Here is a 25692-nt window from a genome sequence, read left to right on the forward strand (position 1 = left end):
CGAAGGCGAGCCTAAGTGTCTCGATGTCGAGAGGTTTCGTCGGGATACCCTGACTCTGTGAGCGAACCTATCGAGGACTTCTACGCCGTCATTCCCGCCGGCGGCATCGGCAGCAGGCTGTGGCCTCTGTCCCGCGCGGACGCGCCGAAATTCCTGCACGACCTGACCGGCTCGGGGCACTCGCTGCTCCGGGACACCTGGGACCGGCTCGAGCCACTGGCCGGCGCCGATCGCATCGCCGTCGTCACCGGCCGGGCTCACCGGGCGGCGGTAGAGGCCGAACTGCCCGGAATACCGGATCTGAACGTCTTCCTCGAGTCCGAGCCGCGGGAGTCCGCCGCTGCGATCGGCCTCGCCGCGGCGATCCTGCACCGCCGTGATCCCGACGTCATCATCGGATCCTTCAGCGCCGACCACGTGATCCGCGGCACGCGGGTGTTCGAGTTCGCCGTGCGCGACGCCGTGGAGGTCGCGCGCGAGGGGTACATCTGCACGATCGGCATCTCGCCGACCGAGCCGGCCGTCGGCTTCGGCTACATCAAGAAGGGGCCGGAGCTGGTCGTCGACGGCGCGCGCGAGGCAGCCCTCGTCGAGAGCTTCGTGGAGAAGCCCGACCTCGCCACGGCTCAGGCGTACATCGCGGATCGCGGCTACCTCTGGAACGCGGGCATGTTCATCGCGAAGGCGAGCGTCCTCCTCGACGAACTCGCGGCCAACGAGCCGGAACTCCACGCCGGCCTGATCGAACTCGCCGAAGCCTGGGACGATCGCGATCGTCGGGGGTCTGCGGTCGATCGCATCTGGCCGGGACTGAAGAAGATCGCGATCGACTATGCGGTGGCCGAGCCGGCGGCACGTCGCGGACGCCTCGCAGTCGTACCTGGACACTTCGACTGGGACGACGTCGGGGACTTCGCCTCCCTCACCAAGCTCATCACGAACGGGCGCAAGAACGACCTGGCCGTGCTCGGCCCGAACGCCAGGGTGCTCTCCGACGCGGCCAGCGGCATCCTGGTCAGTCAGACATCGAGGGTGATCAGCCTCGTGGGCGTGCAGGACATCGTCGTGGTCGACACACCGGACGCTCTGCTCGTGACGACGGTGCAGCACGCGCAGCGCGTGAAGGGCGTGGTGGAGTCCCTGAAGCTGACCGGACGGGGCGACGTGCTCTGATGAGCAGGGGTCGCCGCTCATCGGCTGTCTTGGTTTCAGGTTTGTAACCATTCGTCAGCGCCTCGCCCTCGCACGTGCACAAAAGTCGAAACACTAGGTAACTTTGAGCGATCCGCGAGGGCCGCGGCACCGTTCAGGAGGCATGAGTTGACCATCTCCACCACCAAGAAGCTGCTCGGCGCAACCATCGCCGCTGGCGTCGTCTTCGCACTCGCCGGCTGCGGCCAGGCTCCGACCGAATCGGGCGGCACCGGCGGCGGCGAGGCTGAGTCCGACTTCCTTCCCTGCCTCGTCTCGGACGCGGGCGGCTGGAACGACAAGTCGTTCAACCAGTCCGCCAAGGAGGGCATGGATCGTGCCGCTGACGAGCTCGGCGTCAAGCCGCTCGAGTTCGAGTCGGCCAACGACAACGACTACGCGCCCAACCTCGAGACCGCCGTCTCGGAAGGCTGCTCGCTCATCGTCGCCGTCGGCTTCAAGCTGTCGGCCGCGACCGTCGAGTCGGCGCTCGCGAACCCCGAGATCAACTACGCGATCATCGACGACTACGCGGACAACGACTTCGACGGCACCACCGATGCCCCGAACATCAAGCCCCTCGTCTTCGACACCGCTCAGGCCGCCTACCTCGGCGGATACGCCGCTGCCGGCTGGTCGGCTGAGTCCGGCGTGAACAAGGTCGGCACCTTCGGCGGAATGCAGATCCCGTCGGTCGCCGTGTTCATGGACGGCTTCCAGCTCGGTGTCGAGAAGTACAACGAGGACAAGTCGGGCGCCGTCGAGGTCTTCGGCTGGGACACCGCCACGCAGAAGGGCTCGTTCACCGGTGGCTTCGACGCCAACGACACGGCCAAGCAGACCGCTCAGGGCGTGCTCGACCAGGGCGTCGACGTCATCCTTCCCGTCGGCGGACCGATCTACCAGAGCGCTGCGGCCGCTATCGCGGACAGCGGCAAGGACACGCTCCTCGTCGGTGTCGACAGCGACCTCGCCGTCGCCGATGAGAGCGTGGCGGACGTCACCCTCTTCTCGATCATGAAGGCCATCGACGTCGCGGTCGAGGATGCGACGATCGCCGCGTCCGAGGGCGACTTCGACCCGGCTCCCTACGTCGGCACGCTCGAGAACGAGGGTGTGAAGCTCTCGGGCTTCGGTTCCTTCGAGGGTGACCTGCCCGACGGTCTGCTCGACGAGATCTCGGCTCTGCAGGAGCAGATCATCGCCGGCGACATCACGGTGGAGTCCCCGAACTCCCCGTAATTCATCGAGTTCCAGCGCGGGGCGAGTGGTGCACGTGGCCACTCGCCCCGCGCCGTGGACGGACCATGACGACTGTTCACGGTGCATCCGGGTGATCCCCGTGCGATGCGCCGGAGATTCTTCGGACTCCTCTGGATGACACTTCTGGATAAGGTGCAGATATGAAGCTCGAACTTCGCGGTATCACCAAGCGGTTCGGAACCCTGGTGGCCAACGACCACATCGACCTGGTGGTCGAACCGGGTCAGATCCATGCGCTGCTCGGTGAGAACGGCGCAGGCAAGTCCACCCTGATGAACGTGCTCTACGGCCTCTATCAGGCCGACGAGGGCGAGATCCTCCTGGACGACGTCGTCCAGCGGTTCCGGGGCCCCGGCGACGCCATGAACGCCGGCATCGGAATGGTGCACCAGCACTTCATGCTCGTCCCCGTCTTCACGGTCGCCGAGAACGTGATGCTCGGCCACGAGCAGACCAAGGGACTCGGCACCCTCGACATCACGAAGGCGCGTGAGCACGTCCGCGCCGTCGCCGCCCGCTTCGGCTTCGACATCGACCCCGACGCGATCGTGGGCGATCTGCCCGTCGGCGTGCAGCAGCGGGTCGAGATCATCAAGGCGCTCTCGCGCGACGCGAAGGTCCTGGTCTTCGACGAGCCCACCGCCGTGCTCACGCCGCAGGAGACCGACGAGCTGATGGGCATCATGCGTCAGCTCCGCGACGAGGGCACGGCCATCGTCTTCATCACCCACAAGCTCCGCGAGGTGCGCGAGGTCGCCGACACCATCACGATCGTCCGCCTCGGCAAGATCGTCGGCGAGGCGTCGCCGTCCGCGACCAACGCGGAGCTCGCCTCCCTCATGGTCGGACGCGCCGTCGAGCTGACGGTGCACAAGGATCCGCCGCGGCTCGGCGAAGGCGGCCTCGAGGTCTCGGGGCTCCGGGTGCTCACCGCCGCGGGAGCGATCGTCGTCGACGGCGTCGACTTCTCGGTGCGACCCGGCGAGGTGCTCGCCGTCGCCGGCGTGCAGGGCAACGGTCAGACCGAGCTGGTCGAGGCCATCGTCGGCCTCGCGGCGAGGGTCGAGGGATCGATCACCCTCGGCGGCGCGGAACTGGTCGGCAAGAGCGTACGGGGCATCCTCGACGCCGGTGTCGGCTTCGTTCCGGAGGACCGCACGGAGGACGGGCTCGTGGCCGGGTTCTCGGTGGCGGAGAACCTGATCCTCGACCGCACGGGCGACGCCGACTTCAGCCGTGGTGGGACCATCCGCCGTGCCGCGCTCGACGACTTCGCCCGCGCGCGGATCAGCGAGTACGACATCCGGACCCAGGGACCGCACACGCCGGCCGGCACGCTCTCGGGCGGAAACCAGCAGAAGGTCGTGATCGCCCGCGAGATGAGTCGCGAGCTGAAGCTGCTCGTGGCTGCGCAGCCGACCCGCGGAGTCGATGTCGGCTCCATCGAGTTCATCCACAAGCGGATCATCGAGACCAGGGATGCGGGAATCCCCGTGGTCGTCGTCTCGACCGAGCTCGATGAGGTCGCGGCTCTCGCCGACCGCATCGCGGTCATGTACAGAGGCACCATCGTCGGGATCGTTCCCGGCGACACCCCGCGCGAGACGCTGGGACTGATGATGGCGGGCGCCGCCGAGGGAGAGGTGGCCGCATGAGCGGTATCACGCCACAGGGGAGTGGACCGGCGGGCGACGTGTCCGGCGACCAGCTCTCGCTGAACACGACCACGACGCAGCGCGACACGGGTGACGTCCCGCCGCCGCCGCGCGGCAACGTGATCCTCAAGGAGATGCTCCGCGGCAGCGCCGTCACGACGATCCTCGCGATCTTCCTCGCGCTGGTGGTCGGCGGCATCCTGATCGCCTTCACCAACGAAGACGTGATCGAGGCCTCCGGGTACTTCTTCTCGCGTCCGACCGACACGATCGCCGCCGCATGGAACGCCATCTACAACGGCTATGAGGCGCTGTTCCGCGGAGCGATCTTCAACGCACGAGGTGCGGACTTCGCCGCTCAGATCCGTCCGCTGACCAATACTCTCGGATTCGCCGCGCCGCTGATCGCCGCCGGTCTCGGTGTCGCCCTCGCGTTCCGCGTCGGTCTGTTCAACATCGGTGCCCGCGGCCAGATGCTGATCGGCGTCGCCGCGGCAGGACTCCTCACGTTCCAGCTCGACCTGCCGTTCTGGCTGCACATCCCCGTGACGCTGATCGCCGGCATCGCCGGTGGTGCGCTGTGGGGGGCGATCGCCGGTCTGCTGAAGGCACGCACGGGCGCCCACGAGGTCATCCTCACGATCATGCTCAACTATGTGGCGTACTACCTGCTGCTGTGGATGATCCGCACCCCCGGACTGCTCCAGAAGCCCGGAACGAACCAGGCGCTCGGCTATGCCACTCCTGAGAGCGCGCAGTTCCCCTCGCTCCTCGGCCCGCAGTTCCCTCTGCTCGACCTCGGATTCGTGATCGTCATCATCGCGACCCTGTTCGTCTGGTGGCTGATCGAGCGCTCCTCCCTCGGCATGCGGATGCGCGCCGTGGGCGAGAACCCGCACGCCGCGCGTGCGGCCGGCATCAGCGTCCAGCGCGTCTACGTCTACGCCATGCTCCTCGCCGGTGGTCTCGCCGGTCTCGCGGGCATGAACCAGGTGCAGGGCGCCGTCACGACCGGCATCACCGAGACGATCGACGCCGGCATCGGCTTCGACGCCATCACGGTCGCACTGCTCGGCCGCAGTCGCGCCTGGGGCACGTTCGCGGCCGGCATCCTGTTCGGCGCACTGAAGGCAGGCTCGTTCTCGATGCAGGCTCAGGACATCCCGGTCGACATCGTGCTCGTCGTGCAGTCGCTCGTCGTGCTGTTCATCGCCGCGCCGCCGCTGCTGCGCACGGTGTTCTTCCTTCCCAAGACCGACGCGGAGAAGGCGGCCAAGGCGAGAGCCAAAGCCGCGAAGAAGGCGGTGACCGCATGACCTCCCTCGTCCAGAGCGAAGCCGCCGACGGAACCGTGCAGCTCGCCACCGTGCGCGAGCGGCACCTGAAGGCGCCGATCGTCCTCGCCGCAGCCACGGTGCTGCTGGCGCTCCTCTTCCTGCTCGTGCCTCGCAGCGGCACCAGCAGCTTCCGGCTGAACGACCCGTCGTCGCCGTTCGCACTGCCCGATATCGCTCTGCCGACCGGGCCGACCAGCTGGGTCGTGATCGTGATCCTCGCGCTGCTGTCGGTGCTCGCGTTCCTTCGGGCGTGGTCGTATCGCAAGCCGTCGATCTGGCTGGTGATCGCGTTCAGCGTGCTCGCCGTCTTCGGGTTCCTCGTCTGGGCGGGCGCGGGTGGACTCGTGCCCGTCAGCAGCCTGCTCTTCGGAGCCGTCTCGCTCTCCGTCCCGCTCGTGTTCGGCGCGCTCGGCGGCGTCATCGGCGAGCGCGCGGGTGTGGTCAACGTCGCGATCGAGGGTCAGCTCCTGCTCGGAGCGTTCGCGGCCGCTCTGCTCTCGAGCGTCACGGGCAGCCCGTTCGTCGGACTCCTCGGAGCGATGCTGGGCGGCGTGCTCGTCGCCGCGGTGCTGGCCGCATTCGCGATCAAGTACCTCGTCGAGCAGGTCATCGTCGGTGTCGTGCTCAACGTGCTCGTCAGCGGCCTCACCGGATTCCTCTACGGCGCACTGCTCGCGCCGAACGAGGCCGCCCTCAACACGCCGGTGCGCTTCAGCCGCATCGAGATCCCGCTGCTGAGCGACATCCCCATCATCGGCCCGGTGCTCTTCAATCAGACCTTCATCGTGTACCTGATGTTCATCACCGTCGCGATCGTCGCCTGGGGGCTCTACCGCACGAAGTGGGGACTCCGCGTCCGTGCGGTCGGCGAGCACCCGCAGGCCGCGGACACGGTCGGCATCAAGGTCAATGCGACCCGGTTCTGGAATGTGCTGCTCGCGGGCGCGATCGCCGGAATCGGTGGAGCGTACTTCACGCTGGTCTCGGTGCCGCAGTTCGGCAAGGACATGACCGCCGGCCTCGGCTTCATCGCCCTCGCCGCGGTGATCTTCGGCCGGTGGGATCCGATCCGCGCGACGCTCGCGGCGCTGCTGTTCGGCTTCGCCACGAACCTGCAGAACCTGCTGTCGATCCTCAAGACCCCCATCCCCGGCGAGTTCATGCTGATGCTCCCGTATGTCGTGACGCTGCTCGCGGTCGCCGGCTTCGCCGGTCAGATCCGCGGTCCGGCAGCCAGCGGCAAGCCGTACATCAAGTCCTAGGAGAGACATGACAGACATCGACTGGGACGAGCTCCGTCAGGTCGCGACCGACGCCATGACCAAGGCCTATGCGCCGTACTCCCGCTACCGCGTCGGAGCCGCCGCGCTCGTCGGCGACGGCCGCATCGTGGCCGGCTGCAACGTCGAGAACGCCTCGTACGGGGTGACGCTGTGCGCCGAGTGCGCGCTGGTGGGCGACCTGCACATGTCGGGCGGCGGCCAGCTCGTCGCCTTCGTGTGCGTCAACAACGACGGGCAGACCATCATGCCGTGCGGCCGTTGCCGTCAGCTGCTCTACGAACACGCGATGCCCGGAATGCTGCTGGAGACCGTCTCCGGCATCCGGACCATCGACGAAGTACTGCCGGACGCCTTCGGCCCCCGAGACCTGGAGGACGCCCGATGAGCGTTGAGCCCTTCGACGCCGTCGATGTGATCCGTGCCAAGCGCGACGGCGGTGCGGTGCCCGAGAAGGCGCTGCGCTGGATGGTCGACGCCTACACCCGCGGCTACGTCTCGGACGCACAGATGGCGTCGTTCGCGATGGCGATCTTCCAGCGCGGCATGGAGCGCGACGAGATCCGCGTGCTGACCGACGCGATGATCGCGTCGGGGGAGCGGATGAGCTTCGCGACCCTCGGCAAGAAGACGGTCGACAAGCACTCCACGGGCGGCGTCGGCGACAAGATCACTCTTCCGCTCGCTCCGCTCGTCGCGGTCTTCGGGGTGGCGGTCCCGCAGCTCTCCGGTCGCGGTCTCGGCCACACCGGCGGAACGCTCGACAAGCTCGAGTCGATCCCCGGCTGGCGCGCCGCGCTCAGCAACGAGGAGATGTTCGCCCAGATGCAGGGCGATGTGGGCGCCGTGATCTGCGCGGCAGGCTCAGGCCTCGCGCCCGCCGACAAGAAGCTCTACGCGCTGCGCGACGTCACCGGCACCGTCGAGGCGATCCCGCTGATCGCCTCGAGCATCATGTCGAAGAAGATCGCCGAGGGCACCGACGCTCTCGTGCTCGACGTGAAGTTCGGCTCCGGTGCGTTCATGCAGGACATCGACCGGGCACGCGAGCTCGCGCGCACCATGGTCGCACTCGGCACGGACTCCGGCGTCGCCACCACCGCCCTCCTCACGGACATGAACGTGCCGCTCGGTCGCGCGATCGGCAACGCGAACGAGGTTCGCGAGTCCGTCGAGGTGCTCGCCGGAGGAGGACCCGCCGACGTCCGCGAACTGACGATCGCCCTGGCGCGCGAGATGCTCTCGCTCGCAGGACAGCCGGATGCCGACGTGGAGGCCGCTCTCGACGACGGACGCGCGATGGACGGGTGGAAGGCCATGATCCGCGCTCAGGGCGGCGACCCCGACGCGCCGCTGCCCACGGCCCGCGAGACCCATGTGGTCACGGCTCCCCGCGACGGCGTGGTGTCGCAGATGGACGCGCTGCCGTTCGGCATCGCGGCGTGGCGTCTCGGTGCGGGGCGCGCGCGGGCTGAGGACCCGGTGATCTTCGAGGCCGGGATCGACCTGCACGCCAAGCCCGGTGATCGAGTAGCGGCCGGACAGCCCTTGTTCACGCTCTCGGCAGCCGACGAGGCTCGGTTCCCCCGCGCTCTCGAGGCGCTCGAGGGGTCCTGGGCGATCGGCGACGAGGCTCCGGCCGCAGGGCCGATCGTGCGGGAGCGCATCACGGCCTGATCCGCCGACCGCTAGCCTGAACAGAGCGAATCCGCGACCGAGAGGAATCCCCATGTCGATCGACGCGAACGGCGATGTCACCATCCAGGGGGCATCCCTGCGCAGCCTTCCCAAGGTGTCGCTGCACGACCATCTCGACGGCGCGGTGCGACCCTCGACGATCATCGAGCTGGCGGATGTGATCGGGCTCGAGGTTCCCGAATCGAAGCCGGCCGCTCTCGGCAGGTGGATCGCGAAGCAGGGCGACTCGGGGTCGCTGGTGGAGTACCTCAAGACCTTCGATCTGACCACGGCTGTGATGCAGACGCAGGAGGGCCTGACCCGTGTCGCTCGCGAGTTCGTGCAGGATCTCGCGCACGACGGCGTGATCTACGGCGAGGTGCGCTGGGCGCCCGAGCAGCATCTCACGCGTGGGCTCACCCTCGAGCAGACCGTCGAGGCTGTGCAGCAGGGGATCGAGGAGGGTGAGGACGCCGCGGATCGCGACGGCCACAGCATCCGCGTCGGTCAGCTGATCACCGCCATGCGCCACACAGACCGCTCGCGCGAGATCGCCGAGCTCGCCGTCGGCTTCCGCGGACGAGGGGTCGTCGGCTTCGACATCGCCGGTCCCGAGGACGGATTCCCGGCGTCGAACCATCGCGCCGCCTTCGACTACCTCGCGGAGAACTTCTTCCCTGTGACCGTCCACGCGGGGGAGGCTGCCGGGCCGGACTCGATCCGCTCGGCGCTCATCGACGGGCGAGCGCTGCGACTCGGCCACGGCGTGCGCATCGCCGAGGACCTGCAGGTCATCACGCAGGAGGGCGACGAGGTGCAGGTCCAGTTCGGCGACCTCGCCCGCTGGGTGCGAGACCGAGAGATCCCGCTCGAGCTGTCCCCGTCGTCGAATCTGCAGACCGGCGCGATCGCGTCGTGGGGCAACACGCTCGCCGACCATCCCTTCGACCTGCTCTACCAGCTCGGCTTCGCCGTGACGGTCAACGTCGACAACCGCACCATGAGCGCGACCTCGCTCACCCGGGAGCTGTCGCTCCTGGTCGAGGCGTTCGAGTACGATCTCGACGATCTCGAGACCTTCCAGTTCAACGCGGCGGCCGGAGCCTTTCTGCCCGTCGAGGAGCGCGAGGAGCTTGTCGAGATGATCGCCGACGGATTCGACATCTAGATCATGGCTTCCGGGGGGAAGCGACGCCGTATCGGCGTCGCAGTGATCGTCAGCGCCGTCGTCATCGTCGTCGGCGGTGCAATCGCGGCCTTCTCATGGTCGACCCGAGTGCCCGAGGTGCTCGTGCCGCGAGCGGGCGGCGACGCCATCGAGCGTCCGCTGACACCTGCGCAGCAGCTCGTCGCGGATGCCGGCGACCCGCTCGCGTGCGCGGTGAGCTTCATCGGCGACGGTGCGCCGCAGGAACCGATGCTGCAGCGGCAGGACGCACTGTACGTGGCGCTTCCGATACCGGCGCAGGACGGTCGGGTGTTCGCCGGCTGGTACTCGACCGCAGCGGATGCCGCCGGGGGCACGGTCGCCGCGCGGATCAACGGAGCCGACCCCGTCGTGTGCGTCGATCAGCAGATCGAGCTCTTCGCGGCGTGGACGACGCCCGAGGCGAATGCCGCGGCGGACGTGCAGGTCCCGATCCTGATGTACCACCAGTTCACCTCGAACCCCGAGGGCGAGACCGGCTGGCTCCGCGGCAACTACGCGTACATCGGCGACTTCGAGGCGCAGATGAACCACATCGCGACGACGGGCTTCTACCTGCCGACCTGGGATGAGCTCAGCGCGTTCATCGACGGTCGACTGTCGCTGCCTGCTCGTTCGGTGATCATCACCGACGACGACGCCGACCAGAGTTGGTTCGACCTCGCGGTTCCGGTGATCGATGCGCACAGGCTGCTGTCGACCTCGTTCATGATCACCGCCGACCGCCAGGACCCCGCGCCGTCGATGTACGTCCTTCGCAGATCTCACACGCACGACATGCATCAGGCCGGCGACAACGGCAAGGGCCGGATGGTGAACTGGACGGCGGACGAGATCGCCGCCGATCTGAACGCATCCGCCGACGTGCTCGGGGTGCGCGAGGTGATCGCGTATCCGTTCGGTCACTTCGACGACACGTCGAAGCAGGGCGTCGCTCAGGCCGGGTTCGAGATGGCGCGGACCATCGAGCCCGGGTATGTCGAGATCGGCACGGACAAGCTCGCCCTGCCCGTCGTGCGGATCGACTACGGCATGGGGTTGGACTCGCTCATCAAGCGGATCGGCTGAAGCGGGGTCTCGGACGGCAGGATGTACTCATGACCGCCACCGTCTTCATAGCCGGACCGGCATCGTGGAACTCGATCGTCGTGCTCGATCGATTGCCTGAGCCGGTGCCGCACATGCAGTTCGCCGAGGAGACCTGGGAGACCGTCGGCGGCACGAGCGCGGGGAAGGCCCTCACACTCGCCTCGCTCGGGCGCTCCGCTCTGCTGTACGCCCTCACCGCGGCGGATGAACCGGGACACCGCGTGCGCGATGCGCTCGCACATGCCGGTGTGCGTGCGCGGTGGGGAACGGGCGACGCCACCGAGCGCCATCTGAACCTCATGACCCGCGAGGGCAAGCGAGTCTCGCTGTATCTCGCGTCCCCCTCGGCGACGGACGGGAGAGATGACTCAGCTCTGCACACCGCGATGAGCGGCGCTGAGGTGATCGTGCTCGACCTCGCGGCCGAGCCGCTACGACTCCTCCCCGCGGCCGTCGCGACCGGGCGCCCGATCTGGGTCGACGTGCACGACTACGACGGCGAATCCGAGTTCCACCGGCCCTTCCTCGCTGCAGCGCAGGCCGTGTTCTGCAACGCCGACCGTCTGGCCGATCCGGTGCGCTTCCTCCGGTCATGCGTCGCTGGCGGCGCCTCGCTCGCCGTGTGCACCCTGGGCGCCGACGGGGCGGTCGCGATCGACGCAGACGGCACCGAACACCGTGTCGCAGCCGTGCCGGTCGATGTCGTCGACACCAATGGCGCGGGCGACGCGTTCCTGGCCGGCGTCCTCGATGCCCGGCTCTCGGGGGCCTGCGTTCCGGACGCCCTCGCTGCGGGCTCACGCGCGGCGGCATCCGTGCTGGGCACACGGCACCTGCATCCGCTGCTCGACCCCGTCATCGGCTGAGCGGAGCAGTCGACGCTGCTCAGCGCGCGGCGACGTCCGCCATGAAGGCATCGAGGATCTCAGAGACCTGTGCGTGCATCTCGTCGCTCGAGATCGTCGGCTCGCCGTCACCGGCCTGGGGCCCGTAGTCGCCGAACGACGCGTGCGACGCTCCCTCGATCTCGACCATCTCGGCGTCGGCCGGCAGCAGGTCACGAGCGTCGGCGATCTTCTCGGGCGTCGACAGTCCGTCCTCGCTGCCCGAGATGCTGAGAACGGCGAGATCGGTGTCCGACACGTCCGTCGTGCAGTAGGAGCCGAACAGCACGAGTGCCTCGGCATCCGCGGCGAGCTGGCACGCGCGCACGCCGCCCAGCGAGTGTCCGCCGACCGCCCAGTCATCGATGTCGGGGGCCGCAGAGGTGAAGGAGTCGAGACCGCGCAGATCGAAGAACGCGAGGTTCAGCCACGGGCGGGTGATCACCACCGTGACGCCCTCTTCGGCGAGGCTCTGCAGGATCGGTGCGTACGCCCACGGATCGACCTTCGCACCGGGCACGAACACCAGGCCGAGGTCTGATTCGCCGTCGGCCGGGGCGAGCACGATCCCCTGCTCGGTGTCCTCGACATGGATGGCGGAGTTGTCCTCGACGCTGGCGAGCGGATCCTTCTCGGCCGACATGACGCCGATCTGGCTCCAGGCGAGTATTCCGACGATGCCGATCACGAGGACGCCGACGACTCCCCAGAGGATCACTTTCAGGACACGACGACCACGCTTCTTCTGCACTCGCCCCACGTTACGGGGTGCGGATGTGAGCGTGCTCGGGGAGGGGCCGCTCGAGCGCTGATCGCTCGCGTCGCACCGCACCCCGATATGCGTCCTTGTTCACGTAGTAGGCCATGCGGTCGAGGCGCAGGTATCGGTAGCCGCCGGTCAGATCGGGCCACGGCTCGGAGGTCACCCGATCGCGGAATCGCACCGCCCGAGGCGGATCGTTCTCCGCCGCGTCCAGGTATGCGGCCAGCAGCTCCGCCTGCTCGTACCGCCCCTGCCAGCCGATGCCGGACGCCTCGATCATGCCCATCACGAAGAGACCGTTGAACGATGCGGGGAAGACGTGGAGGAACAGCCGTGGTGCCGCGCCGCTCCAGTGCAGGTGCTGTGGGTCGACGAACGGGTAGTCGAGCCGGTATCCGGTCGCGAGCAGGAGCAGATCGTAGTCGTCGGACGTCCCGTCCCGGAAGCGCACGGTCGTGCCGTCGAGGCGCTCCACATCGGGGCGGATACGCAGGTCCCCCTGCCCGAGGTGATTGAGGATCATCGTGTTGACGATCGGATGAGCCTCGTAGATGCGGTAGTCGGGCTTCGGGAAACCGAAGCGCGCAGGGTCGCCGGTGAACGCCCGGAGCACCCGGCTGTCGACCGCCTGCTTGACGCGCGCGGGCAGGGGACGGCCCTGATTCAGGGTGTCGCTCGGCCTGCCGAACAGATAGCGCGGGACGAAGTAATAGCCGCGGCGGACGCTCATGTCGACCGAGGAGGCGTGGTGCACGGCATCCACCGCGATGTCGCACCCCGAGTTCCCCGCCCCGATCAGCAGCACACGCCGGCCGGTGAGCTGTGCGGCCGACCTGTACTCGCTCGTGTGCATGATCTCGCCGTTGAACTCTCCGACGAAGGTCGGCACGTTCGGTTCGGCGAGCGTGCCGTTCGCGAGCACGACGCCGGCGTACCACCGGGTCTCTTCGCCGTCGGGCCCCGAGCTCGTGAGATCCCAGCCGTCGTCCCGCGGCTCGAGTCGCGTGACGGTCGTCTCGAACCGGAAGAGCCCGGTGAGACCGAAGTGCTCGGCATAGTCCTCGAAGTACTGTCGCAGCGTCCGATGGTCGGGGTAGTCGACGGTCGAACGCATGGGGTACTCGGCGAACTCGGTCGTCGTGCGCGAGGAGATCAGATGCGCGGACTCGTACATCGTGCTGCGGGGGTTGTCGATGTCCCACAGGCCGCCCACACCGGTCGAGGCCTCGTACCCGTCGATCCCGACGCCGCGCTTCGTCAGCGCCCGAGCGGCGGCGAGGCCCGACGGACCTGCACCGATGACGGCGTATCTGTTCATGCTGCTCCCGCACCTCGCTGTGCTCGCCACTGCGCCCTCCGCCGATCGTATCGGCAGAGGGCGCAGAACACGGCGTGCGACGTCGTCAGGAGGCGTTCAGTGCTGTCTGACGGGAGACGACTGCGTCGCGGACCGCCGGGAACAGCGGATGCTCGGGGTCGAGCCCCGTTGCGGACGAGGTGAACGCCAGCGCATCCTCCGTGCGCAGGAGCTGCTGCAGCTCGACCGCCTGCTCGTCATCGGGATCCTCGAACTCGAGCGCTGCGGTGACCGCGCCGACCAGCGCGATCGTGGAGAGCCCTCTCTCGGCAGCCATCGCCGCCGGTCCGATGAAGCGCTCGTGTCGGGAGATCTTGCGCAACGGCTGACGGCCGACCCGCTGCACGGTGTCGACGAGCGCCGGATTGCGGAACCGCTCGAGGATCGTCGCTCGGTACGCGGCCAGTTCGGCCGGGTCGAGCCCGTGTTCGGCGACCAGCACCGCGGAGGTCTCCTCGAGAGCGGCCGAGACGCGTGCGACGATGTCGGGGTCGGCCAGGGCGTCGGAGATGCGCTCGATGCCGGCCCGTGCGCCGAAGTACGCCGTCGCGGCGTGGCCGGTGTTCACCGTGAAGAGCTTGCGCTCGATGTACGGGGCGAGATCGTCGACGAAATGAGCGCCGGGAATGTTCGGCAGCGCGCCGCCGAAGGCCTGGGATTCGATCGCCCACTCGAAGTACGGCTCGACCGTGACGTCGACGCCGCCGTCTGCGGGCTGACCGGGGACGATGCGGTCGACGGCGGTGTTCGCGAACACCGCACGCGACAGCAGCTCCTCGGCGTCCGCGCCCGCCGCCTTCTCGATCTCCGCCCGGAGGGTGTCCGTCGCCCCGATCGCGTTCTCGCAGGCCATGACCTGCAGGGGAGCGGCTCCGGCAGGGCGCAGGGCGAGGCCCGCGACGATCGTGGGGGCGACGAAGCGCAGCACGGTCGGTCCGACCGCCGTCGTGACCACATCGGCGGTCGCGACCTCGTCGGCCACGGCATCCGGATCGGTCCTGCTGTTGACCGCCCGGAAGCCGGTCACCACGTGGTCGGTGCCGCCGGGTCCGGCCTCGTGCACCGTGTACGAATCGACGGCGTTGATGGCGTCGACGAGAGCGTCGGCGACATCGGAGAACACGACCTCGTATCCACCCTCGTGCAGGAGCAGCCCCACGAATCCGCGGCCGATGTTGCCCGCGCCGAAGTGCACGGCCTTCATCAGTCGTTCACCGCCGAGAGCAGGGCGTACAGCTCGTCGGGCGTCTGCGCCGCGTTGAGCTTCGCGACGTCGTCCTCATCGGAGAACAGGATCGCGATCTGCGAGAGGATCTCGAGGTGCTCGTCGCCACGGCCGGCGATGCCGACGACGAACGTCGCGGCCTCCCCGTCCCAGTCGACTCCGCCGTCGTAGCGGACGACAGACAGCGCGGATCCGAGGATCGCATCCTTGGCGTCGTTCGTGCCGTGCGGAATCGCCAGACCGTTGCCCATGTAGGTCGAGACCGTCTGCTCGCGCTGACGCATCGCGTCGACATAGGCGGGGGTGACGGCGCCTGCCGCGACGAGGATGTCGGTCGCCTCCTGGAGGGCTTCCTCCTGCGTGCTGCTTCCGGAGTGGATGCGGACCTGATCGAGGGTGAGAACGCTCATGGTGATTCCTTCTTTCTGAGTATGTGGAGGCGGGGCGGATGCCGCAGCACCCGCCCCGCCTGGTCTGTCACGCGTCGGTGTCGCGCTGTTCGCGCACCATCTCGACGACCTCTTCGTACTTCGGAGAGTTCATGAAGTTGTCGACGGACACGTGCACCGAGTTCGGCGACTGCGCCTTCGCCCGGTCGGTCAGCTGCTGCTGGGTGATGACCAGGTCGGCGCTGCCGTCGAGGTTCGCGATGGCCTGGTTCGTGACGGTGACGCCCTCGACCCCTGCCTTCTTGAACTTGTTGCGCAGCACGCTCGCGCCCATGGCCGACGATCCCATTCCGGCGTCGCAGGCGAACACGATGTTCTCGATGCGACGGTCCGTGGCGACGCCCGTGCCAGCCGCAGCGGCTGCTCCGGCAGTTCCCGTACCCGACGAGGCGCGAAGGGCGTCCATCGCGGCGGAGGACTTGCCCTTGTTCGCCTCGGTCTGTGCGATCGCGTCGCCGAAGCTGTCGCCCTCGGCCTCGAGGTCGCGCTTGCGGGAGGCCCGCAGGATGACGCCGGTGATGAGGAACGTGACGACCGCGGCGATGATCACCGAGAGGTAGACCACGAGCAGGTTCGGGACGCCGGGGCCGACGGCGGCCGCGGTCACGGCGATGATGCTGCCGGGGGCTGCCGGGAACGCCAGGCCGCCTCCGAGCACCATGTTGGTCGTGACACCGGCCGCGCCACCCGCGATCAGGGCGAGGATGGTGGTCGGCTTGCTCAGCGCGTACGGGAAGTAGATCTCGTGGATGCCGCCGAAGAACTGGATGATCGCCGCTCCGGGCGCAGACGCCTTGGCCGCACCGACGCCGAAGAACGAGAACGCGAGCAGCAGACCGAGGCCCGGACCGGGGTTCGCCTCGATCAGGAAGAGGATCGACTTGCCGGTCTCGGCCGCCTGCTCGATGCCGAGCGGAGTGAACACGCCGTGGTTGATGGCGTTGTTCAGGAACAGCACCTTCGCGGGCTCCACGATGATCGACACGAGGGGCAGCAGGTTCAGCGCGACCAGCCAGTCGACGGCACCGCCGAGAACCGCGCTGATGCCGAGCATCACGGGACCGAAGGCGAAGAATCCCACGATCGCGAGGATCATGCCCAGGATGCCGGCCGAGAAGTTGTTCACCAGCATCTCGAAGCCGGGGCGGATCTTGCCGTCCCACATCCGGTCCATCTGCTTGGTGATCCAGGCCGCGAGCGGCCCCATGATCATCGCGCCGAGGAACATCGGGATGTTGGTGCCGACGATGACACCCATCGTCGCGATCGTCGCGACGACTCCACCGCGCTCGCCGTAGACCATGCGGCCCGCGGTGTTGGCGATGAGGAGCGGCAGCAGGTACGTGACCATCGGTCCGACGAGGCCCACGTACGCGAAGATGTTGCCGTCGGCGCCTTCGGCCACCGCGGTCATGGCGCCCTGCCAGCCGACCACTGCGGAATCGCCGCCGCCGCCGATGGTCTCGGCGACACCGGCCCAGTGCCAGCCGAACGGGCTCTCGGACCCGAAGAATCCGGCCGGGATGAAGAGCATCGTGATGAATCCCCACGCGATGAACGCGGCGATGTTGGGCATGATCATGCCCGAGAGGAACGTGCCGAAGCGCTGCACGCCCGTTCGGAGGCCGCCTGCCTTCGTGGCGGCGGGTGACGTCGTCGTCATGATGTCGTCTCTTTCTGGTGAGGGGGGAGGGGTGCCGCGGCGTCAGCCACGGCGAGGCGAGCACCGGCGGCGTCGTCCGCCGCCAGTGCGAGTCCGGCGAAGTTGCGGGCTTCGTCGAGAGTGTGCTGCGACAGGGTGTGACGCACGTCCGCCAGGGCGGACGGCGCCATGGAGAGGCTCGTTGCGCCGAGCCCGACGAGCACGACGGCGAGCATCGGATCGGCGGCGGCCTCACCGCAGATCCCGACCGGCTTGCCGAGCCGGGCACCTGCCGTGCCGACCTCACGGATGAGACGGAGCACGGCGGGGTGCCACGGATCCTGGAACGCCGCGACGGAGCCGAGCAGACGGTCGGCGGCCATCGTGTACTGCGTGAGGTCGTTCGTGCCGATCGAGGCGAAGTCGGCGTGCGCGAGGATCCGGTCGGCGAGCAGCGCACTGGACGGGATCTCGACCATGACACCGGCGGTCTTCAGGCCGTACTCCCGGGCGAGCGAGGTGAAGTACTGCGTCTCCTCGACGGTCGCCACCATCGGCGCCATGACCCAGAGGTCCGCCTCGGTCGCGGCATCCGCTTCGGCGAGGGCCGTCAGCTGCTCGCGCAGGATGTCCTCGCTCGCCCGCAGAGCACGCAGCCCCCGCAGGCCCAGGGCCGGGTTCTCCTCGTGCGCGTCGTTGAGGAACGCCAGCGGCTTGTCGGCGCCGGCATCCAGCATCCTCACGACGACTTTCTTGCCGGGGAAGGCCGCGAGCAGCTCCCGATAGGACTCTCGCTGCTGCTGCACCGTCGGCGCCTGCGCCGACGAGAGGAACAGGAACTCGGTGCGGAACAGCCCGACGCCCTCGGCCCCGCGTTCGACGGCATCGGATGCGTCTGCAGGCTTCCCCAGGTTCGCCAGCAGCGGGATCGGCGTGCCGTCGGCGAGGGCGCCGGGAGTGAGTGGTGCGGCGTCCGCCGAACGGCGGGCGGCGGCGCGCTGCTCGGCGCGCGCCTTCTCGTCGTCGGTCGGATCGACGGTGACGATTCCGGCTGCGGCGTCGACGATGACCGGGCTGCCGGTCGCGAGCTCCGAGGCTGATGCCGCTCCGACGATCGCGACGATGCCCTTCTCGCGGGCGAGGATCGCGGTGTGCGAGGTGGGTCCGCCGTCGAAGGTGACGAGGGCGAGCACCTGATCGAGGTTCAGCAGCGCGGTGTCGGCTGGTGCGAGGTCGCGAGCGACGAGGACGAACGGATGCCCGGGGTCGGGGACCCCTGGCGCATCCACGCCGCGAAGCCGGGCGAGCACCCGCTGCGCGATGTCGTCGAGATCGGCGGCGCGCTCGCCGAGGTAGCCCCCGACGGCCTCGAGCGTCGCCCGGAAACCGGCGAACGCGTCATGCACGGCCCATTCGGCCGTCGCGCCGTCGTCGATGCGTGCGTCGACCTCGTCCTGCAGCGTCGGGTCCTCGGCGATCATCGCCTGCGCCTCGAGCACCTCCTGGGCCGAGCCGCCGGCGGCCTCGCCGCGGGCCGTCAGCTCCTGTGCGACGGCCGTCACGGCCTCGCGGACACGTGCGCGCTCCGTGTCGGCTCCCTGACCGCTGGGGGTGTTCTCCGGGGCGGGCAGCGCCTCGGTCATCCGGACGACGACGCCCTGGGCGACTCCGAGACCGATGCCGACTCCACGCAGTTCGCTCATACTCCGGCGTCCTGATCATGGTCGGTCGTGAGCAGCTCGGTGAGCGTGTCGAGCACGCCTTCCGCGCTGTCGCCGTCGGCCGTCAGCGTGACGTAGTCGCCGTGCTCGATCGCCAGTGCGATCACGCCGAGGATGCTGGCCGCGTTGACCGCCTTCCCCGAGTCCTTCGCGATGGTCACGGGAATCCCCGAGTCCTTCGCCGCCTGTGCGAACAGCTTCGCCGGACGGGCGTGGAGTCCATGGGATGAGCCGATGCGGACGGTGCGAGAGACGGTCATGATGTTCCTTTCGGGGTGTTCCTGGCGCTGGAGACGATCGACTGTGCGAGTGCCAGCGTGCGGGTGCCGTCCCGATCGGCGAAGACGTCGTCGGGGAGCACGGCCACCTGAGCGGGCGCCGCCTGGCGGATCGCCTCGAGGCGATCGGCGAGATGAGGGCCGATGAGGATGAGGTCGTGGTCGCTGCCGGCGACGGACTGCTCCATGCCGGCTGCGGCGTCCCAGTCGAGGCCGGCTTCGGAAGCCGCCCGGCGGAGTCGTTGCGCGACGAACGTGCTCGACGCGCCAGCGCCGCACACCACGAGGATCTTCATCGATGCTCACCTTTCCTGAGAACAGTCTGGGAACAAGGGGGGTGTGCTCGCCAACAGGTTCCTTTCCGCCCCTGCGGAACCTCGGTTTCGGAGCACCGCCCCCCGCTTGCTGACATCATGGAAGTCACGTCAGGACAGTGCGGTCGGCACGGAGGAGGGAGCATCATGTCGCGACAGCGTCAGGATCAGCTCCTGTCGTCCCTGCTCCGTCAGGGCGAGTGGGTGACGGCCGCCAGTCTCGCCGATCAGCTCGGGGTCACCCCGCGCAGCATCCGCTCGTACGTCGCCGCGCTGAACGCGAGAACCGGTGGAGCGGATGCCGTCGAGTCGGGCCCGGCGGGATACCGCGCCGGGTCGGGGGCTCGCGACGCACTGCGCACGCGTCAGAGCGGCGACTCCGCCCCGCGTGACCGACTGCACGGTCTCGTCCGCACCCTGCTCGATGTGCCGGAAGGTGTCGACGTCTTCGCCACGGCCAGTGCGCTCCATGTGAGCGAAGCCACTCTCGAGGCGGACCTCGCCCGCGTCCGCACACTGCTCGACGGCACCGATCTCGCACTCGAGAGAGACCGCGAGATCGTGCGACTGCGAGGCAACGAGGCGGCACAGCGTCGTCTGCTGTCGCGACTCGCACATGACGAGATGGATGCCGCGTCGTTCCACCCCGAGACGTTCCGCCGAGCGCTCGCCGGAGGAGTCATCGCCGCCGACGCCGTCGGGCCTTTCAAGTCCGAGCTCGTGCGCGAACTCGGAGAACAGGGCTACTACGTCAACGAGCTCGCGATCTCCGATGTCCTTCTGCACATCGCGATCGCCGCCGAGAGGGTTGCGGCCGGCCACGCGCTCGAAGCCGGTCCTGCCGGTGCGCGGGAGGAGATCCCGCGGGTCGGGGCTGTGATCGCCCGGCTCGCCCAGCAGCACTTCTCGGTCGCGCTGGGCGACGGGGACAGCGGGCATCTCGCGTCCCTCGTCCTCACGCGCATCGTGGCTCCGGGGGAGGACGCTGCGGGCGATGTCGCCCGCAGCGGCGTGGACCCGGGTGTCGAGGCGGCCGTGCGGGCGGAGATCGCGAGGGCGGCGGAGGATTTCCAAGTCGACCTGGTCGACGAGACCTTCGTGCTGCGCCTCGCCCTGCACGTGCAGAACCTGATGCGTCGCGCCGAGGAGAGCGCGCTGACCCGCAATCCGCTCACCCGCTCGCTCAAGACCTCGTATCCGATGATCTTCGAGGTGGCGGTCTCGATCGCCAGCGGACTGCACGATCGCCTCGGCACGCCCATCCACGACGACGAGATCGCCTACATCGCGATGCACGTCGGCGGACGACTCGAGCGCAGCCGCAAGGCCGAGTCGATCCTCACCGCGACCATCGTGTGCCCGGGGTATTACGAGCTGCACGAGCTGCTCCGATCGAGCGTCGACCGCTCGCTCGGGTCCGCGATCGAGGTGACCAGCGTCATCACCAAGGTCGACCCGGACTGGGCGTCGTTCGACACCGACCTGGTGCTCAGCACGATCGAGCCGGGCGCTGCCGGCGATCGCTTCGTCCGCATCCAGCCGTTCCTCACGGATGCCGATGTCGACCGGATCCAGCAGGCCGCGGCACGCGTCCGGCGGGGCCGACGCCTCACCAGGCTCCGTGGCGAGCTCGCACGATACTTCGATGCCGACGCCTTCGTCTATCCGCTGCCCGATGCGGGGGAGGAGGCGATCATCCGGCGACTGGGCGGTCTCCTCGTGGATGCGGGGCTGATCGGCGACGACTACGTCGAGAACACCATCCTCCGCGAACGGATGTCGTCGACGGCGTTCACAGACGCGCTCGCGGTGCCGCACGCGCTCCAGATGACCGCCACGCGCACCGCGATCGCGATCGGCGTGACGGACGGGTCGGCAGCGTGGGGTGAGGGCCGCGTGCAGGTGGTCGCTCTCGCCGCCTTCAGCGAGAGCGACCGCGCCGCGTTCCAGACGGTGTTCGAGCAGCTCGTCGAGGTGTTCAGCGAACGGGAGAGCGTGCAGCGAATCCTCCGCCGGGGCACCACCTTCGAGGCGTTCCTCGACGAGCTCGTCGCCGTCATCGACGGGTGACCGCCGGGTCAGCCCCGAGGGTCGAGGACGCCGGCGAGGGTGTCGAGCACGGCGTCGGCGCCGGCCGAGTCCGCCGTCTCGAGCACCACGGCATCGCCGGGCGCGAGTGCGAGGTCCATCAGCGCGAGAACGCTGCTGAGGTCCACGACCGCGCCCGACGACGTCCGCAGGGTCACCGCGTGCGAATGCGCCTGCACGAGCCGCACGAGCTCGGCGACGGGGCGCGCGTGCACCCCGTTGTGCGCGCTGATCACGACATGTCTTCTCGGCATGCGGCCTACGAGCGTTCTTCCAGGAGCAGGCGCACCGCGGCCTCGAGCTCGGCGACGGTCGCGGTGGCGCGCTCTGCGGAGTCCGCGGCCGCGTCGATGTAGACCTTGAGCTTCGGCTCGGTGCCGCTCGGACGGACGATGATGCGCGAGCCGTCCGTGAGTCGATACCGCAGCACGTCGCCCGAGGGCTGCCCTGCGTCGGCGTGCAGCAGATCCTCCACGGAGGCGATCGAGTGGCTGCCGAAGTGCGTCGGCGGCAGCGTGCGCAGCGAGAGCATCACGGTGCCGATGACCGAGAGGTCCTGCACGCGGACCGACACCTGACCGCTGGCGAAGTGACCGTACGTGTCACCGAGCTCGGACAACAGGTCGGCGAGAGAGCGTCCGCGCTCGTGCGCCTCGGCGGCGAGTCCGAGGATCGCCACGGTCGCCGAGATGCCGTCCTTGTCGCGCACGGTCTCGGGATTCACGAGGTAGCCGAGTGCCTCCTCGAAGCCGAAGACGATGCCGGGGGCGCGGGAGATCCATTTGAAGCCCGTGAGCGTCTCGTGGAAGTCGAGCCCGTGATGGGCGGCGACGGCGCCGAGGCCGGGCGATGAGACCAGGGAGCACGCGAGCGATGCACCCGGCGTGCCCTCGGCGGCCCTGGCGGCGCGAGCGCCCAGGAGGAGCCCGACCTCGTTGCCGGTGAGTCGCCGCCATCCGCCCTCCGACGACGCATCCGGGATCGCCACGGCGAGTCGGTCGGCATCCGGATCATTGGCGATGATGAAGTCCGCCTGCACGCGGCGGGCCCGGGCGAAGGACAGGTCCATCGCCCCCGGCTCCTCCGGGTTGGGGAACGACACGGTGCGGAACGTCGCGTCGGGTTCGAGCTGCTCTCCGACGACCATCGGCTGAGGGTATCCGGCGGCCGCGACGATCTTCGACAGCGTCTCCCAGCCGACCCCGTGCATAGCGGTGTAGACCCAGCGCAGATCGGACGCGCCGGCTGGTGCGGGAGCGACCGCCGCTGTCGCGGCGACGTACGCGTCGACCACGGCTTCGCCGGCCGTCTCATAGTCGGTGGAGCGAGGCGACGACGTGACGTCGTCCGCATCGGCGACCCGCTGGATGTGCGCGGCGATCTCGGCATCGGCGGGTGCGACGATCTGCGAGCCCTGATCGGCGCCGCCCAGATAGACCTTGTATCCGTTGTCGTTCGGCGGGTTGTGCGACGCGGTCACCATGACACCGGCATCCGCGCCCAGGTGACGCACCGCGAACGCGAGCACGGGCGTGGGCAGCAGTCTGGGCAGCAGGATCGCGCGCAGCCCTGCTCCGGCGAACAGCTCGGCGGAGTCGGTCGCGAACACGCGGGAGTTGCGGCGTCCGTCATAGCCGATCACCACGGTCGGCGTGCGGCCGTGCGACTTCTCGCGCAGGTACGAGGCGAACCCGGCGGCCGCCTGCGCGACGAGCACGCGGTTCATGCGGTTGCTGCCGGCCCCCAGGGCTCCGCGGAGACCGGCGGTGCCGAACGCGAGTCGGGTGCTGAAGCGATCATCGAGGTCGGCGGCGGCCGACTCGTCGCCATCCGCTGCCCGCGTGATGACCACGGCCAGCTCGTCGCGGGTCTCGTGATCGGGGTCCTGTCTCATCCACGCGCGCGCCTGCGCGAGACGCTCGTCGTTCACAGCGCCTCGACCACTCGGGCCAGCAGCGCCGAGATGACCGGTTCGGCCTCTCGACCGGCCTCGATGACCTCAGCGTGGCTGAGCGGCGTCTTCTGGATGCCGGCGGCGAGGTTGGTGATGAGCGAGAACCCGAGGATCTCCATACCGGCCTCGCGAGCGGCGATCGCCTCGAGCGCTGTCGACATTCCCACGATGTGTCCGCCGATGTGCTTGGCCATCTGCACCTCGGCCGGCGTCTCGTAGTGCGGGCCGCGGAACTGCGTGTACACGCCCTCGTCGAGAGTGGGGTCGACGCTCCGGGCGATGTCGCGCAGACGTGTCGAATAGAGGTCGGTCAGGTCGATGAACGTCGCGCCCTCGAGAGGGGAGTCGGCCGTGAGGTTGATGTGGTCGCTGATCAGCACGGGCTGGCCGGGGGTCCAGGTCTCGCGCACTCCGCCGGCGCCGTTCGTCAGCACCATGATCTTGGCGCCCGTGGCCGCGGCGGTGCGCACCGAGTGCACGACACGGCGCACGCCGTGGCCCTCGTAGTAGTGGGTGCGAGCACCGATGACGAGGACTTTCTTGCCATCGGGAGTGCGGATGCTGCGCAGGGTGCCCACGTGGCCCTCGAGAGCGGGCTTCGAGAAGCCGGTGACCTCGGTGGCGGGGATGGTCGCCGTGGTCTCGCCGATGATGTCGGCGGCCTTGCCCCACCCGCTGCCGAGGGTCAGGGCGATGTCGTGCTTCTCGACTCCGGTCAGGCGCGCGATGTCGGCGGCTGCGTCGGCTGCGACCTCGAACGGGTTCGCATTCGGGTCGTCGAGGGGGTTGCTGTGTGTTTCAGACATGGATCCACTCTAGGAAGGTGCAGGCTCCGGGGCCAGGATTGCGGAAGAATGGAGATCATGTCTTCCACCCCTTTTGAGCGCACACAGCGCGTCGCCGTCCTCGGCGGCGGTCCCGGCGGTTATGAGGCGGCCCTCGCGGCCGCTCAGCTCGGAGCCGAGGTGACCCTGGTCGAGCGTGTGGGCGTGGGCGGAGCGGCAGTGCTCACCGATGTCGTCCCCTCGAAGAGCCTGATCGCCACGGCGGATGCCGCGGTCGCGATCTCGGAGGCCTCCGACCTCGGAGTGCAGTTCTACGCCAAGGGCGAGCACGGCAAGCCGCTCAAGCCCGAGATCGCCATCAACCTCGCCGCGGTGAACAAACGTCTGATCGCGCTCGCGGGCCAGCAGTCCGAGGACATGCGCACGACGCTGCTCGAGGCCGGCGTGCGCATCCTGTCCGGCCACGGCCGTCTGGAGGGACCGACGGCGATCGTGGTCTCGACCGGGCAGAAGGGCACCGACTTCGACCGCGTCGAGGCCGACACGATCATCGTGGCGGTGGGCGCGTCGCCGCGCGAGCTGGATTCGGCCAAGCCCGACGGCAAGCGGATCCTCACGTGGACGCAGCTCTACGACATGAAGGCGCTTCCCGATCACCTGATCGTGGTCGGCTCCGGTGTGACGGGCGCCGAGTTCGCGTCCGCCTACATGAACCTCGGCGCCGAGGTCACGCTGATCTCCAGCCGCGAGCAGGTGCTGCCGGGTGAGGACCAGGATGCCGCGCACGTTCTCGAGAAGGTCTTCAAGCGCGGCGGGATGACGGTGCTCTCCAAGGCCCGCGCCGAGAAGGTCGAGGTCACCGAGGACGGCGTGCGCGCGACGCTCTCCGACGGCCGCACGGTCGAGGGGAGCCACTGCCTCATGGCGGTCGGCTCGATCCCGAACACCGCTGGCATCGGTCTCGAAGACGCGGGAGTCGAGCTCGACGAGACCGGGCACGTGCGGGTCAACCGCGTCGCGCGCACCTCTGTGCCCAACGTCTACGCCGTCGGCGACTGCACGAACTTCTTCCCACTCGCCTCCGTCGCGTCTATGCAGGGCCGCACGGCCGTGTTCCACGCGCTGGGCGACATCGTGATCCCTCTGGAGCTGATCAAGATCACCTCCAACATCTTCACGGCGCCCGAGATCGCCACGGTCGGCTATTCCGAGAAGGACGTCGAAGACGGCGTCGCGGACGGCCTCGTCTACAAGCTGCCCCTCGCCGCGAACCCTCGGGCCAAGATGATGGGCATCAAGGACGGTTTCGTGAAGCTGATCGCACGCAAGGGATCCGGCACCGTGATCGGCGGCGTGATCGTCGCGCCCAAGGCCTCCGAGCTGATCTACCCGATCGCGGTCGCCGTGGAGCGTCGTCTGACGGTCGACCAGGTCTCTCGCGTCTTCGCGGCATACCCGTCGCTGTCGAGCAGCATCACCGACGCGAGCAGGGCGATGCACCTCGTCAACGCGAACATCTCCTAGATCCGCCGC

General features: G+C 68.8%; 23 protein-coding genes. 12 read left to right on the forward strand and 11 right to left on the reverse strand.

Annotation, left to right across the window (positions count from 1 at the left end):
- Window positions 1-57: 57 nt before the first annotated feature.
- The 10 genes from ASE34_RS16060 to ASE34_RS16105 all read left to right on the forward strand — a co-directional run bounded on the left by ASE34_RS16060 (window position 58) and on the right by ASE34_RS16105 (window position 11565).
- Window positions 58-1173 carry a mannose-1-phosphate guanylyltransferase gene (locus ASE34_RS16060; RefSeq protein WP_053097023.1) on the forward strand — a complete coding sequence of 372 codons (1116 nt, stop codon included), beginning with the start codon at window positions 58-60 and terminating at the stop codon, window positions 1171-1173.
- Between the two features lie 147 nt (window positions 1174-1320).
- Window positions 1321-2433, forward strand: coding sequence for a BMP family lipoprotein (locus ASE34_RS16065; protein ID WP_053097021.1), 1113 nt, complete (start codon window positions 1321-1323; stop codon window positions 2431-2433).
- A gap of 161 nt (window positions 2434-2594) precedes the next feature.
- Window positions 2595-4109 carry an ABC transporter ATP-binding protein gene (locus tag ASE34_RS16070; RefSeq protein ID WP_053097019.1) on the forward strand — a complete coding sequence of 505 codons (1515 nt, stop codon included), beginning with the start codon at window positions 2595-2597 and terminating at the stop codon, window positions 4107-4109.
- The gene (locus tag ASE34_RS16075) at window positions 4106-5425 is read left to right on the forward strand and encodes an ABC transporter permease (RefSeq protein WP_056280053.1); all 1320 of its coding nucleotides are present in this window, start codon (window positions 4106-4108) and stop codon (window positions 5423-5425) included. Before ASE34_RS16070 ends, ASE34_RS16075 begins: the two co-directional genes overlap by 4 nt.
- The gene (locus tag ASE34_RS16080) at window positions 5422-6708 is read left to right on the forward strand and encodes an ABC transporter permease (RefSeq protein ID WP_056280054.1); all 1287 of its coding nucleotides are present in this window, start codon (window positions 5422-5424) and stop codon (window positions 6706-6708) included. Before ASE34_RS16075 ends, ASE34_RS16080 begins: the two co-directional genes overlap by 4 nt.
- Before the next feature lie 7 nt (window positions 6709-6715).
- Window positions 6716-7114: a cytidine deaminase gene (locus tag ASE34_RS16085; RefSeq protein ID WP_042536471.1), complete on the forward strand. Its 399-nt coding sequence runs from the start codon at window positions 6716-6718 to the stop codon at window positions 7112-7114.
- Complete coding sequence (locus ASE34_RS16090) at window positions 7111-8403, forward strand: thymidine phosphorylase (RefSeq protein ID WP_056280056.1); 1293 nt, start codon at window positions 7111-7113, stop codon at window positions 8401-8403. The genes ASE34_RS16085 and ASE34_RS16090 overlap by 4 nt, the downstream gene beginning before the upstream one ends.
- A 52-nt stretch (window positions 8404-8455) precedes the next feature.
- Entirely contained in the window at window positions 8456-9571 is a 1116-nt protein-coding gene (locus ASE34_RS16095) for an adenosine deaminase (protein WP_056280058.1), read from the forward strand.
- A 3-nt stretch (window positions 9572-9574) separates the two neighbouring features.
- On the forward strand, window positions 9575-10678 hold the full coding sequence (locus tag ASE34_RS16100) for a polysaccharide deacetylase family protein (protein WP_056280060.1): 1104 nt from the start codon (window positions 9575-9577) through the stop codon (window positions 10676-10678).
- A 29-nt stretch (window positions 10679-10707) separates the two neighbouring features.
- On the forward strand, window positions 10708-11565 hold the full coding sequence (locus ASE34_RS16105) for a carbohydrate kinase family protein (protein WP_053097007.1): 858 nt from the start codon (window positions 10708-10710) through the stop codon (window positions 11563-11565).
- Between the two features lie 19 nt (window positions 11566-11584).
- On the opposite strand, the gene ASE34_RS16110 is transcribed toward ASE34_RS16105, so the two are convergent.
- The 8 genes from ASE34_RS16110 to ASE34_RS16145 all read right to left on the reverse strand — a co-directional run bounded on the left by ASE34_RS16110 (window position 11585) and on the right by ASE34_RS16145 (window position 19314).
- Complete coding sequence (locus ASE34_RS16110; RefSeq protein ID WP_082586707.1) at window positions 11585-12334, reverse strand: alpha/beta hydrolase; 750 nt, start codon at window positions 12332-12334, stop codon at window positions 11585-11587.
- Window positions 12335-12344: 10 nt separating this feature from the next.
- Window positions 12345-13664, reverse strand: a complete 1320-nt coding sequence (locus tag ASE34_RS16115; protein WP_056280063.1) for a flavin-containing monooxygenase — start codon at window positions 13662-13664, stop codon at window positions 12345-12347.
- 85 nt (window positions 13665-13749) lie between these two features.
- Window positions 13750-14907 carry a mannitol-1-phosphate 5-dehydrogenase gene (locus ASE34_RS16120; RefSeq protein ID WP_056280064.1) on the reverse strand — a complete coding sequence of 386 codons (1158 nt, stop codon included), beginning with the start codon at window positions 14905-14907 and terminating at the stop codon, window positions 13750-13752.
- The gene (locus ASE34_RS16125) at window positions 14907-15338 is read right to left on the reverse strand and encodes a PTS sugar transporter subunit IIA (protein WP_056280066.1); all 432 of its coding nucleotides are present in this window, start codon (window positions 15336-15338) and stop codon (window positions 14907-14909) included. The genes ASE34_RS16120 and ASE34_RS16125 overlap by 1 nt, the downstream gene beginning before the upstream one ends.
- Before the next feature lie 67 nt (window positions 15339-15405).
- On the reverse strand, window positions 15406-17040 hold the full coding sequence (locus tag ASE34_RS16130) for a PTS mannitol transporter subunit IICB (protein WP_056280068.1): 1635 nt from the start codon (window positions 17038-17040) through the stop codon (window positions 15406-15408).
- Window positions 17037-18722 (reverse strand): phosphoenolpyruvate--protein phosphotransferase, encoded by a 1686-nt coding sequence (gene ptsP / locus ASE34_RS16135; protein ID WP_082586683.1) that lies wholly within the window; start codon window positions 18720-18722, stop codon window positions 17037-17039. Before ptsP ends, ASE34_RS16130 begins: the two co-directional genes overlap by 4 nt.
- On the reverse strand, window positions 18719-19000 hold the full coding sequence (locus ASE34_RS16140; protein WP_053096995.1) for an HPr family phosphocarrier protein: 282 nt from the start codon (window positions 18998-19000) through the stop codon (window positions 18719-18721). The genes ptsP and ASE34_RS16140 overlap by 4 nt, the downstream gene beginning before the upstream one ends.
- A complete protein-coding gene (locus ASE34_RS16145) occupies window positions 18997-19314 on the reverse strand; it encodes a PTS sugar transporter subunit IIB (RefSeq protein ID WP_053096993.1) in 318 nt (105 codons plus the stop codon). The genes ASE34_RS16140 and ASE34_RS16145 overlap by 4 nt, the downstream gene beginning before the upstream one ends.
- A 165-nt stretch (window positions 19315-19479) precedes the next feature.
- Here ASE34_RS16145 and ASE34_RS16150 point away from each other — a divergent pair, with 165 nt between their 5' ends.
- Window positions 19480-21402: a BglG family transcription antiterminator gene (locus ASE34_RS16150; protein ID WP_056280070.1), complete on the forward strand. Its 1923-nt coding sequence runs from the start codon at window positions 19480-19482 to the stop codon at window positions 21400-21402.
- A gap of 8 nt (window positions 21403-21410) precedes the next feature.
- Here the strand turns inward: ASE34_RS16150 and ASE34_RS16155 are convergent, their stop codons facing one another.
- From ASE34_RS16155 to ASE34_RS16165, 3 genes are read right to left on the reverse strand one after another with little or no spacing between them, the layout of a single operon-like run.
- Window positions 21411-21674, reverse strand: a complete 264-nt coding sequence (locus ASE34_RS16155; protein WP_072591532.1) for an HPr family phosphocarrier protein — start codon at window positions 21672-21674, stop codon at window positions 21411-21413.
- Window positions 21675-21679: 5 nt separating this feature from the next.
- Entirely contained in the window at window positions 21680-23350 is a 1671-nt protein-coding gene (locus ASE34_RS16160; RefSeq protein WP_056280076.1) for a phospho-sugar mutase, read from the reverse strand.
- The gene (locus tag ASE34_RS16165) at window positions 23347-24180 is read right to left on the reverse strand and encodes a purine-nucleoside phosphorylase (RefSeq protein WP_056280080.1); all 834 of its coding nucleotides are present in this window, start codon (window positions 24178-24180) and stop codon (window positions 23347-23349) included. The genes ASE34_RS16160 and ASE34_RS16165 overlap by 4 nt, the downstream gene beginning before the upstream one ends.
- Before the next feature lie 48 nt (window positions 24181-24228).
- Between ASE34_RS16165 and ASE34_RS16170 the strand changes: the two genes are divergently transcribed.
- Complete coding sequence (locus tag ASE34_RS16170; protein ID WP_200955185.1) at window positions 24229-25683, forward strand: NAD(P)H-quinone dehydrogenase; 1455 nt, start codon at window positions 24229-24231, stop codon at window positions 25681-25683.
- The last annotated feature ends 9 nt before the right edge of the window (window positions 25684-25692 follow it).

Origin of the sequence: Microbacterium sp. Root280D1 (assembly GCF_001428975.1) — a bacterium.
GTDB lineage: Bacteria > Actinomycetota > Actinomycetes > Actinomycetales > Microbacteriaceae > Microbacterium.